This window comes from Methanosarcina soligelidi, assembly GCF_000744315.1.
Classification (GTDB): domain Archaea; phylum Halobacteriota; class Methanosarcinia; order Methanosarcinales; family Methanosarcinaceae; genus Methanosarcina; species Methanosarcina mazei.
On record NZ_JQLR01000001.1, the window covers coordinates 1,354,233 to 1,366,125 of the forward strand.

General features: G+C 43.3%; 8 protein-coding genes and 3 pseudogenes. 10 read left to right on the forward strand and 1 reads right to left on the reverse strand.

What is annotated here, in order from left to right:
* Nucleotides 1–53: 53 nt before the first annotated feature.
* The 10 genes and pseudogenes from M886_RS05910 to M886_RS05970 all read left to right on the forward strand — a co-directional run bounded on the left by M886_RS05910 (nt 54) and on the right by M886_RS05970 (nt 11,252).
* Complete coding sequence (locus M886_RS05910) at nt 54–1,202, forward strand: (Fe-S)-binding protein (RefSeq protein ID WP_048050862.1); 1,149 nt, start codon at nt 54–56, stop codon at nt 1,200–1,202.
* A gap of 949 nt (nt 1,203–2,151) precedes the next feature.
* Nucleotides 2,152–2,793, forward strand: a complete 642-nt coding sequence (gene mtbC, locus M886_RS05920) for a dimethylamine corrinoid protein MtbC (RefSeq protein ID WP_048036790.1) — start codon at nt 2,152–2,154, stop codon at nt 2,791–2,793.
* A gap of 26 nt (nt 2,794–2,819) precedes the next feature.
* A pseudogene (gene mttB, locus M886_RS05925) lies at nt 2,820–4,307 on the forward strand ([trimethylamine--corrinoid protein] Co-methyltransferase).
* A 29-nt stretch (nt 4,308–4,336) separates the two neighbouring features.
* The gene (locus M886_RS05935; RefSeq protein ID WP_048036796.1) at nt 4,337–4,987 is read left to right on the forward strand and encodes a cobalamin B12-binding domain-containing protein; all 651 of its coding nucleotides are present in this window, start codon (nt 4,337–4,339) and stop codon (nt 4,985–4,987) included.
* A 500-nt stretch (nt 4,988–5,487) separates the two neighbouring features.
* Nucleotides 5,488–6,549 (forward strand): DMT family transporter, encoded by a 1,062-nt coding sequence (locus M886_RS05940; protein WP_011033633.1) that lies wholly within the window; start codon nt 5,488–5,490, stop codon nt 6,547–6,549.
* A 1-nt stretch (nt 6,550) separates the two neighbouring features.
* Nucleotides 6,551–6,844 (forward strand): hypothetical protein, encoded by a 294-nt coding sequence (locus tag M886_RS05945; protein WP_011033634.1) that lies wholly within the window; start codon nt 6,551–6,553, stop codon nt 6,842–6,844.
* An 18-nt stretch (nt 6,845–6,862) separates the two neighbouring features.
* Nucleotides 6,863–7,012, forward strand: coding sequence for a hypothetical protein (locus tag M886_RS18875; protein WP_015412019.1), 150 nt, complete (start codon nt 6,863–6,865; stop codon nt 7,010–7,012).
* A gap of 55 nt (nt 7,013–7,067) precedes the next feature.
* Nucleotides 7,068–8,471: pseudogene (gene mtbB / locus M886_RS05950) on the forward strand ([dimethylamine--corrinoid protein] Co-methyltransferase).
* Between the two features lie 340 nt (nt 8,472–8,811).
* Nucleotides 8,812–10,245, forward strand: a pseudogene (locus M886_RS05965) (IS66-like element ISMma14 family transposase).
* A gap of 365 nt (nt 10,246–10,610) precedes the next feature.
* Nucleotides 10,611–11,252, forward strand: a complete 642-nt coding sequence (locus tag M886_RS05970; protein ID WP_011033637.1) for a PepSY domain-containing protein — start codon at nt 10,611–10,613, stop codon at nt 11,250–11,252.
* 352 nt (nt 11,253–11,604) lie between these two features.
* On the opposite strand, the gene M886_RS18610 is transcribed toward M886_RS05970, so the two are convergent.
* The gene (locus tag M886_RS18610; RefSeq protein WP_015412022.1) at nt 11,605–11,760 is read right to left on the reverse strand and encodes a hypothetical protein; all 156 of its coding nucleotides are present in this window, start codon (nt 11,758–11,760) and stop codon (nt 11,605–11,607) included.
* Nucleotides 11,761–11,893 lie beyond the last annotated feature (133 nt).

Below are 11,893 nucleotides of genomic sequence, written 5' to 3' on the forward strand. Positions count from 1 at the left end.
GGATCGCTATAAGAATAAAGTCGCATGAGTTTAAAATGATATGGAGTTAAAATATGAATATAGTAGAAGAACACAGGGAAAAATGTACGAGATGCGGGCAGTGTCTCGAGGTCTGCTCCCGGTATGAAGACCTCGGTGTGCTTGACCGGCTTTACGGGTATCTTGATGGGTCATCAAATATCGATTCCGAGTCCCTGCTGCGCTGCCTTACATGCGGGCTCTGCATTTCTGCCTGCCCTGAAAACCTCGGGATCAAGCCTCTGATATCTCCTTCCCGACAGAAATGGGTAAATGAAAACGGCCTTTCTGAGAGGCAGACCATGGTGGATCCCGAGTCTGAGAATAACCTATTCAAAAAAATTTCTGAAATGGATGGGATCCCGGAGTATACGGACAGGTCCGGATCAGTGGTATATTTTCCGGGCTGCGCTGGCACCTATATCAACAAAGTAATGGCTCAGGCTTCTGTGACTCTTCTGGAAAAAGCCAGGGTTGATTATACTGTCCTGAGCGGTCTTGAATACTGCTGCGGGGCTGTATCCGCAGGTGCAGGAGACCAGGACCCTATCCGCAAGCATGGGCAGAAAAATATTGACGAAATCAGGAAAAGAGGGGCAAAAGTCCTTATCACTGCCTGCCCCGGGTGTTTCAAAGCTTTTAAAGATATTTATCCACGCATGTTTGGAAGACTGGACTTTGAAGTTCTGCAGGTCTCTCAGTACCTTGACCGGCTTTTAAAAGAAGGCAGGCTTACTCCGGAAAACGCTCTTAAATTCCGGGTTTTTTACCATGACCCATGCCACCTGACAAGAGGGATGGGAGTCTACACGGAAGCAAGGGATGTGCTTGAAAAGATTCCGGGGACAGGGCTGGCAAATAAAACTCCGGAAGGTTCGGCTTGCTGTGGCTTCGGGGGAGGAGTAAGGGTAAATTATCCTTCAGAATCTATTTCCGTAGCTTCTGACAGGTTCCGGGCTGCTGAAAAACTGGGCTGCGACGCGATTATAACAAACTGCGGCGGCTGTATGCAGAACCTTGCCGAAGCCGGAAAAAATGAGAAAATAAAGATCTTTGATCTTGCTGAGTATCTTGCCCTTGCTTGCGGAATAAAAATAGAAAGAGAAGACCGGAGAATGATAGAGCTTGTAAACAGGGCTTACAATTTATGTGTTCCGGGATACAAAGAACCGGACCTTTCATAAATATGGGGTCCTAACCTCTTTTTGCCCTTACATGAAATCTTTATCCTTTTTTACCTTTCTTTTGTTTTTTGCATTCCGCTCCACGAATTTCAAATTATCGTATTCTATTTATCGTATTCTATTAACTATTTACTGGATTTTCTTTAATATAATTTTAATGTTGTTTGCTTTCCTTGATTTCCTGTTTTTTAGATTGCTTTTTTTCTTTCCCCTGTAGAGATCCTGCTTAATGTCTTTCCCGGTAAAAAATCTCATATATAATATTTTCGTTTTTTTCCTGTTTTTTATCCGGAATTTGTTCAGGCTCAGGAATGTATAAAAAATTGTGCCCATAAAAATTAATTATTGATCCTCAATATAATCCCCGGTTTGAAGTTTGAATAATAAACAGCTTCATGCGACTTAATTTATTCTCTTGCCTATTATGTGCCAAAAATTATATCTATTTCAGTCTCTTTAATCTCTTGAAATGATGTGGTTATTTTTTCTCTCACTATGTGCCTGTAAAAGGACATCTTTAGTATTTAGTATTTATATTTTTTCGTTTACCCTCTTCTTTTCTTCTCCATTTACTCTATTCAAAATATTTAAACCAAAAACTATTTATAGAACCATCTGTTTTCTGTCGTCTTTTTTAACAAAATATTTATACCAGTAAAGCGCAGTTTAATCTGGAGACATCTGTGAAGATGAGTTAACAGACGGGATTTAAAATGGCACCAAAATGTTCCCTCTGCTAAATTCTCATGAACCTCAGTAAGCAATCATGAAGAATTCATGATTTTGCAGTTTTGCTTGTGGTGATCCTGGCTTCCCACCCTGACATCATAAGTTACTTTTCGTGCATCTCATGACTCGAAGAGCGTGAGCTAGCATCCCAATCATCATGATTATTCGTGATAGTTGGTAGAAGTCTCCAATGTTTAAAAATTAGAATGGAGGATGCAATATTAGCAAAGAAGAACTGCTTCAGGAACTTGCAGATGCAGTAATCACCTGTAAGAAGGATGCGGTACTCGCTGCCGTTGAAAAGGCAAAAGGAGAATTAGACCCTTCCGAAATAATTGAAAACGGACTTGCAGCAGGCATGAATGAAGTTGGGGTCCGCTTTGAAAGAGGCAAACTTTTCTTACCCCACGTAATGATGGCTGCCGACGCGATGACTGCAGGAGTAAACGCCCTTAAAGATCTTATGCCTGAAGGCTCTGCGAGCTCAAAAATGGGTGTTATTGTCAACGGAACCGTAGAAGGCGATGTCCACGACATCGGTAAATCTATTGTGTCCACAATGCTCCAGTCAGCCGGTTTTGAAGTGCATGACATCGGTCGTGATGTCCCGATCAGGAACTTTATCGAGAAAGCAAAAGAAGTCAATGCTGACATGATTGGACTTTCTGCTCTTATGACCACAACCCTCCCCGGACAGAGAGATGTTATAGAACTTCTCAAAGAAGAAGGGCTGAGAGACAAAGTAAAGGTCATGATCGGCGGTGCACCCGCAACCCAGGCATGGGCTGACAAGATCGGGGCAGACTGTTATGCAGAAAACGCAAGTGAAGCCGTCACAAAGGCAAAAGAGCTTCTGGCTTAAATCATTCTTATTCGGAGGTTATAAAAATGGCAAAATGTAATGCAGTTGCAGGATTCAATGCACTTAACGGTGTAGAATTAAACCTTTTTACCACTGATGAACTCAAAGCAATTCACTATGCCACCATGGAAGTTCTGATGGACCCGGGTATCCAGGTCTCTGATCCCGAGGCAAGACAGATCTTCAAGGAAAATGGCTGTGAAGTTAACGAACAGACCAATGTCGTAAAAATTCCTGAATATCTTGTAAGAAGAGCTCTCCAGCTCGCTCCCTCCAGGTTTGTCCTCTGGGGACGCGACAAAAAATACAACACCGTCCAGGAATCCGGGGGCAAAGTTCACTGGACCTGCTTCGGTACCGGTGTTAAGATGTGCAAGTACCAGGACGGAAAATACGTAACTGTAGATTCCGTAGAACAGGACATTGCAGACATTGCAAAGCTCTGTGACTGGGCAGAAAATATCGACTACTTCTCCCTTCCGGTTTCCGCCAGGGATATTGCAGGTCAGGGTGCACAGGACGTCCACGAGACCTTCACCCCGCTTACAAACACTGCAAAGCACTTCCACCACATTGACCCTGTGGGTGAGAATGTCGAATACTACCGTGACATCGTGAATGCCTACTACGGCGGCGACGAAGAAGAAGCAAGGAAAAAGCCAATCTTCTCCATGCTCCTCTGCCCGACCAGCCCGCTTGAACTCAGTGTCAATGCCTGCCAGGTCATTATCAAAGGTGCACGTTTCGGAATGCCTGTAAACGTCCTCAGTATGGCAATGTCAGGCGGTTCTTCTCCTGTATACCTCGCAGGGACCCTTGTAACTCACAACGCAGAAGTTCTCGCAGGTATCACCCTTGCCCAGCTTACTGTTCCAGGAGCCAAAGTCTGGTATGGAAGCTCAACAACAACCTTTGACCTGAAGAAGGGCACTGCTCCCGTTGGATCTCCCGAACTCGGCCTGATCAGCGCATCCGTCGCAAAACTCGCCCAGTTCTATGGCCTCCCCGCTTTCGTGGCAGGCACCTAGTCTGATGCAAAGATCCCGGACAACCAGGCAGGACACGAAAAGACAATGACCTGTCTCCTTCCAGCTCTTGCAGGTGCAAACACCCTGTACGGTGCCGGAATGCTTGAGCTTGGTATGACTTTCTCAATGGAACAGCTCGTTATTGACAACGATATCATCAAGATGACCAAAAAAGCCCTGCAGGGAGTCCCTGTTAATGAGGAAACCCTCGCAGTTGAGTCCATCCAGAAAGTAGGAATCGGAAACAACTTCCTTGCACTCAAACAGACCAGGCAGCTTGTGAACTACCCCTCTGACCCTATGCTCATTGACAGGCGCATGTTCGGAGACTGGGCAGCAGCCGGCTCAAAGGACCTTGCAGCCGCTGCACACGAAAAAGTTGTGGATGTCCTTAAAAACCACGTAGTTAAACCGATCGATGCAGACATCCTCAAGGACATGAAAGCTGTTGTGGACAAAGCTGACAAAGCTTTCAGAGGCATGTAATTATACCAGGATATTCAGGAGATCTAAAAATGGCAAACAAAGAAGAAATAATTGCAAAAGCAAAAGACGCAATCACTGATTTTGATGATGAACTTGCAGCAGAAGTCGCAGCAGAAGCTCTCGCTGCAGGGATCGACCCGGTAGAACTCATTGAGAAAGGCTTTACTGCTGGTATGCAGGAAGTCGGCGAACAGTTCGAACAGGGTACCCTTTTCCTCCCTCACGTGCTTGCAGCCGCAGAAGCAATGAATGCAGGCATAGAGGTAATTAAGCCGGAAATGGAAAAGCGCAAGTCTCAGACCAAGAGCCTCGGAACCATTGTCATCGGGACCATCGAAGGCGACATCCACTCCATCGGAAAGGACATTGTTGCTTCCATGCTGAATATTGCAGGCTTTAAAGTTGTGGACCTTGGAAGAGATGTCCCGATAAAAACCTTCGTTGAAAAGGCAAAGGAAATCAAACCACAGATAATCGCATCCTCCGCCCTTATGACCACAACCATGGTCAACCAGATCCAGATCGAGGAACAGCTTAAAGAAGCAGGTATCCGCGGCCAGGTCAAGACCATGGTCGGTGGCGCCCCCGTTACTCAGGACTGGGCTGACAAGATCGGCGCAGACATCTATGGGGAAAGTGCCACAGATGTCGTCAGCAAGGTAAAAGCAGCCTTACTCTAAAGGCTCAATAAGCAGAAAATGCAGGAGATTTTGTCTAATGCATTTTCTGTTCAGCTTTATTTTGTACAGTTGCTGCGAAACCTGTAGTTGACGGCATAGGCAGGATCTGCACCCATTCATAATTCGCGGATCTGGTTATAGCTCACGGGAACCCAATAAGCATAGAAAAAGCTGTGCAGTACACCTGCTCAGCATCACTCTCTGGCGAATCTTAAGGCTTCTGAAAATTGTCTAAAAATGGGAAATTGATGCAATTTTCAGAGAGCCTGCTTACTCCAGTTAACCAGGGTAAAATGAGGGAATAAATACAGTAATTATAAACTGTCTTTTAATATATGTACAGTTTTCATGAAACAATATTATCTGAATTTAATCGGAAAGTAACCATAATCCCCTGAGATATGAATGCCCGATAGAAGGTTCGCAAACTGTGCTTTCAGGCTGTAGAATAGGGTTGAGACGGACTCTTCCCTGAGGGAATTCTATAGTGACTCTGAAAAATGGAGGGATTTTCCGTGGATTTAAAAGCCTTAAAAAAACAGGAAAGTAAACGAAAAATTAGTAAAGGGTATATGTGGGCCCTTTTCTGTGCTGTATTCTGGGGAATCTGGTATCTCCCGGGAACTGTTGTCTGGGTGCTTAATCCTTTTGACGAAATGTACGGCGCTATTGCCGCAACAAACGGAGATGGCGTATCCCTGGTTGTAACTGCTGTGTTGATTACTGCTTTCAACGCGCTCACTGTCATGCTCGCACTTATGCTCTGGAACGGAGTGCTTGGCAAATATGGAGAACTCGGCAGAACTCTTAAAGAATTCCAACCCTGCTCCAAATGGTTCTTCCTTGCCTCAATATTCGGAGGTCCAATGGCAATTCTAGGTTCTTTCATTGCTATGGGCTTTATAGGTGGAGCATTTGCAGCTGTTGCCGGTCTTCTTTATCCTGTAGTGGGCTCTATTCTTGCTTATTACTGGTATGGAGAAAAGATTTCAAAGAGAGCAGCAATCGGTATCGCTGTCATTGTTCTCGGAGGAATCTCTATTTATGGTGGTGGACTCCTGACAGAGCTTTCTTCAGGTAACATCCAGTGGATAGGATACCTTGGAGGTTTAATGGCTGCAGCCGGCTGGGGAATTGAAGGCGCTATCGCAGGCAAAGGTCTGGATATAGCAGAACCGGATGCCGGCCTGACACTGCGTTTCCTTGGAGAGAACATCATCTGGTGGATCATTATTGTGCCGATTCTGGCAATCGTTGGCTTCCCAATGTACTCCTTTGCATTCCAGGCTTTTGAGCCTCTGACTCTGCTGGTCCTGGTCTTTGCGGGAATCACATTTGGTTTCTGTTACGTTACCTGGTACAAATCTTTCCCTCTAATAGGGGTTGGAAGAGGACAGGGTATAGGAAACTTATACGGGTTCTGTGCGATCATATTCATTTTCCTCTTCTTCGGGGAAGTTCCTCAGTGGACGATTCTTGTCGGAGGTGCCCTCTGTATTGCTGGCAGTTTCATTATGTTCACTGAAGATGCAAGCGCACTTGAAACTCTGAGAGGTGAATGAGATGGGAAACAGGCCTATTAAGTTCAGAATTCTGGAGCTTTTCCTGGATGGAAAAGAGTACTGGAACTACGAGATTGTCTCAAAGATCCAGGATGAGTACAATATGAACAGTGCATACGGAAGGGACAGCATCAACTTCGATATCATTGAACTTGCATCTGGAGGGATGCTGAAAGATATCGAGCAGAAAGTCGATGAGGCAGGAACTTACAAAAAAGGCTTCCTCCTGCACAAATATGTGATCACAGATTTCGGAAAAGTCCGAGGTTCCGACGCCTGCATGAGGTATGCATAATCTCAAGGAGGTTAGAAAATGGTACAAACAGCAGCAGCTCTTGAAGCTTACAACGCTTACTGGGCAAATTCTTTCATACCGGCTGGGGATATTATGTGGATGGTCTTTATCCTCATCCTGGCAGTGATTGCCCTGTGGCAGGCAAGGACTTTCGTGTCCAAATTCTGAACCAGGAATACAGCTTTCAGATCTAATACTAAAGCAATATAAGTGGAGAATAAAAATGGCAACCGAATATGCTTTAAGGATGGGAGACGGGAAACGGATCTTCCTTACTAAGGACAAGATCATAGAGGAGCTTGAGGCAGGAATGGCGAATGCCTCTGACCTCGGTGAAATTCCCGACCTCAGCGGCGATGAAATCGACAAGCTTGCAGAAATTTTGATGATGCCCGGCAAAGCCGTCAGTGTCGAGCAGGGCATGGAAGTCCCTGTCACACACGACATAGGCACATTAAGGCTTGACGGTGACCAGGGCAACAGCGGTGTTGGTATACCTTCCAGCCGTCTTGTCGGGTGCATGATGCACGAAAGGGCATTTGGCGCCGACACAATGGAACTGGGTCACATCGACTACAGCTACAAGCCTGTAAAGCCTGTCGTAGCAAACGAGTGCCAGGCAATGGAAGTCTGCCAGCAGAACATGATCATCCCTCTCTTTTACGGTGCAATGCCGAACATGGGGCTGTACTACACTCCTGACGGGCCTTTCGAAAACCCCGGAGACCTCATGAAGGCTTTCAAGATCCAGGAAGCCTGGGACTCCATGGAACATGCAGCCGCGCACCTTACAAGGGACACGGTCTGGGTTATGCAGAAACTCTTTGCCTCGGGAGCAGACGGCGTTAACTTTGACACCACCGCTGCCGCAGGCGATGCTGACATGTACGGCACCCTCCATGCAATCGAAGCTCTTAGAAAAGAGTTCCCTGACATGTATATTGAAGCAGGCATGGCTGGCGAATGCGTACTTGGTATGCACGGTAACCTCCAGTATGACGGGGTTACACTTGCAGGGCTCTGGCCACACCAGCAGGCTCCTCTTATTGCAAAAGCAGGTGCAAACGTTTTCGGGCCTGTATGCAACACCAACACAAGCAAGACCTCTCCCTGGAACCTTGCACGCGCTGTCAACTTCATGAAGGCAGCAGTTCAGGCTTCTTCAATTCCCTGCCATGTTGACATGGGCATGGGAGTCGGCGGAATTCCCATGCTTGAAACTCCTCCGATTGATGCCGTTACAAGGGCAAGCAAGGCAATGGTCGAGATTGCAGGCGTAGACGGCATATAGATCGGGGTCGGCGACCCTCTGGGTATGCCGATCTCCCACATAATGGCCTCAGGCATGACAGGAATGAGAGCAGCAGGAGACCTTGTTGCAAGGATGCAGTTCTCAAAGAACATGAAGATTAAAGAGGCAAAGGAATACGTTGCAAAGAAGCTAAATGTAGAAACCATGGACCTGGCGGATGAATACGTTATGCGCGAACTCCGTGAGGAACTCGACATAGGCGTGATCACTTCAGTGCCTGGTGCTGCAAAGGGAATTGCCGCTAAAATGAATATCGAGAAACTACTCGATGTAAAGATAAATTCCTGCAATCTCTTCAGGAAACAGACCCGGTAAAGAATAGATCAATTAAAAACGCTCAGTAAAACGGTCAATTTAAAAACAGTTGATTAAAAAACGGTTGATTAAAAAACGGTTGATTAAAAAACGGTTGATTAAAAAACGGTTGATTAAAAAAATTCAAGAACAGACCTTTGAAGGAGTCCCAGGTATAACTTTTAGTTAAGGGTATATGCCTGCCTCCTTCATTAAAAAGCAGCAGGGAGAATGTGTGTAAGAATAGAGATAAACACAAAGGTCTTGAATAAAGGTAACTATTCAGGTAGCCTTAACGAGGCTACACATTTTTCCTCGTTCCGAGGAAAAATTGGATATAAAATGATTCCTTTTTAGCTTTATGAAACGTGATGAGATTCTTTCTTACTGTGCTTCAAATCCTGAAATTATTGTAGCTTACATTGAGAGTTTAGAATCTCAAGTTAAAGAACTCACTGAAAGACTTGTAGCCTTAGAATCTCGTTTAAATCAAAACAGTCGTAACAGCAGTCGACCTCCTTCTACTGATTATTTTGTCAAAGAGAAACCTAATCCCAAGAGTCTGCGTAAACCAAGCGGGAAGAAACCTGGAGGTCAGGAAGGTCATCCAGGCACGACTCTTGATATGGTTGATCATCCTGAGTAGGTAATAGAACATTCTTTGACCTGCTGCAAAGAATGCGGATCTACCCTTGAGAATGTTGAAGTTGAAGCTTATGAGAGAAGACAGGTCTTTGACATTCCTCCCGTAAATCTAATTGTTACAGAACATAAAAGTCAGATTAAAACCTGTCCTTGTTGTGGAAAGTTGAATAAAGCCGTTTTTCCCGAATCAGTGAAATATCCGGTTCAGTATGGCCCTAATATTTTAGCTTCAGCTATTTACTGTAAAAATTACCAGTTTGTTCCTTATGATAGAATTTCTGAGTTATTTGAAGACATTATGGGAATAAAAATCTGTCCTGCTACGATAATTAGAGCAGAAAGAGAATGTTTCCAGAATTTAGAGGAATTTGAAAACGTTATTAGAGAGAAGTTATTAGCCTCGCCTGTAATCAATTTTGATGAAACTGGTATGAAGATTGAAGGAAAAAGACACTGGCTTCATGTAGCTTCTAATGAAAAATACACATGTTATTTTGCTCATACAAAAAGAGGAGCAGAAGCAATAGATGCTATGGGAATTCTTCCGAAGTTTAAGGGAGTAGCAGTTCATGATGGATGGAAACCTTACAACGTTTATGATTGTGATCATGCTCTGTGTAACGCTCATTTACAGAGAGAACTTACAGGAATTGAAGAGAACTATAAACAGACATGGGCTAAAGAGATGAATGAACTGCTCACTGAGATGAAGAAATACACTGATGAGTGTAAAGAGCAATTAAGAGAACCTGATTTTGAGCAAATTAAAGCATTGGAAGAAAGGTTTGATGCAATTATCATTAGAGCGCTTGAAGAAAATCCGCATTCTCTAAATCCTGAAAAACAGGGAAAACGCGGTAAAAATCCAAAAACAAAATCAAGGAATCTGCTGGATAGGTTTATAGAACACAAAGAAAAGATTCTGAGATTCCTGACAGATTTGAAAGTTCCATTTGATAATAATCAGGCAGAAAGAGATATCAGGATGATGAAACTACAGCAGAAAATATCGGGAACTTTCAGAAAAGCAATGGGAGCGCAAGCTTTCTGCAGAATTAGGGCGTACATTTCTACAGGAAAAAAGAACGGTTTACCTGTTTTAGAGGGTATTCGTGCGGCGCTCATAGGAGCGCCGTTAACTATACTCTGAGCAGTTACGAATAAAGATGATTTAATCGGCTGCATGTTTGAAAAATAATTTTCTGATTAATCATAGTGTATTTCTGCTGCTTTTTATTTTTTAGGCCTTATTGCGTTCAGGATCGAATCTCTTTTCTCCCTGTTTTTCAGGCTGGAATAAGCTATTCTTCTTGCTTTCAAACTGAATCGAACAGAAGCTCCCTGATACTTTTTTCTATATTGAGGAAGACCTCTTTTTATCTTTTATGTTTTACATATTTCATCTGGTAGCTTTTGACCTTGATGTTCAAGTCAGATCTAAATAGTAACACCTTTATATTTCTAAGACTAAAATTACCCTTAACACTAAATAAAATCACATAAGAGGCATTTACTGTGAGAAAATTACTATTTACAATAATAATTATCAGTATATTAGCAATCAGTGTTACTGGCTGTACGGACACGGAAGATGCATCATCCATTCCTGCTGATGAAGCAGAGCCCTCCGAGGAGGTATCTTCTGCAGATTCTGCAATCTCCCCTGAAAATGAAACTGCTGCCAGCGAGGATGTTATTACTCTGGATAGGGCAAAGGAAATCGCACTTGCTCATGCCGGACTTGAAGAAACTGATGTTACCTTTGTTAAATCATGGCTTGAAACCGATGACGGTAGACAGGAATATGAAATCGAGTTTTACCGTGGTAACACAGAATATGATTATGATATCGACGCGCTTACTGGAGACATTGTAAGCTATGACTCTGATGCGGAAAACTATTCGAGATCCGATAGCGCACAGTCAGCCGGCAATAATACTTATATCGGGGAAGAAAAAGCAAAGTCCATAGCACTTGCAAAAGTTTCAGGAGCAACGGAGTCTGATATCCGGCTTTATCTGGATTCTGAAGATGGAAAGCCAGTATATGAAGGTTCTATCCTTTTTAACAACACAGAATACGAATTTGAAATTGACGCCGTCACCGGAACAGTTCTTCAGTGGAACTATGAACCTGCAGATGACGATGATCGCTGAAAACGAAAAATTTCCAGGTGGAGTTAACTATTTTTTTCGGGCTGAGAACTTTTTATAAAGTTCTCTTTATTCCCTGTTTTATACACATGCTCTTTTTATCCCCTGTTTTTTAAATATGCTCTTTTTTGATTGATCTTCATATTTCAAACATTTTATTTTTTTGCAGTCATTTTCCTTTTTCTTCCATTAATCCACACTTTTTCCTTCATATCAGGATTTATTATATTATCGACTCTACGAAGGTTGTTTTCAGCAAAGTTGTTCTCCTTATTCTACTTTCTTACGGAGGTAATCGACTCAATACGATAAATTTATATATTTATACGTGCTTTTATTTATTGGTAAATCAAATTTACTTGATTTGCTTCAAAAGCGCCATTTTAAATCTCTGTAATTCTGCAGACTCCTGTGAAATTTGCCTTTGAACCTCCATTACTTTTTTTTCTTTTTTTCTTTTTTCCTGAACCATTTCTCTCTTGTTTTCCTTTCTCGTTCTTTCTTTTTTCACTTACTGTTTTTCCTGTTTCAGTATTACGGTGAGGTAAGGATCAGGCTGTGAAGGGTTTTTCATTTTTCCAGCCCAAAGTTTATTAGTCGACACGATAATTATGCAGGAAACCTCCTGTAGATATATGCATGAA

What these genes read in the sequence shown, in the direction of transcription:
- M886_RS05945 (WP_011033634.1), top strand. Translation starts at nt 6,551, where the DNA reads ATGGGAAACAGGCCTATTAAGTTCAGAATTCTGGAGCTTTTCCTGGAT.
- M886_RS18875 (WP_015412019.1), top strand. Translation starts at nt 6,863, where the DNA reads ATGGTACAAACAGCAGCAGCTCTTGAAGCTTACAACGCTTACTGGGCA.
- M886_RS05940 (WP_011033633.1), top strand. Translation starts at nt 5,488, where the DNA reads ATGGAGGGATTTTCCGTGGATTTAAAAGCCTTAAAAAAACAGGAAAGT.
- M886_RS05935 (WP_048036796.1), top strand. Translation starts at nt 4,337, where the DNA reads ATGGCAAACAAAGAAGAAATAATTGCAAAAGCAAAAGACGCAATCACT.
- M886_RS05910 (WP_048050862.1), top strand. Translation starts at nt 54, where the DNA reads ATGAATATAGTAGAAGAACACAGGGAAAAATGTACGAGATGCGGGCAG.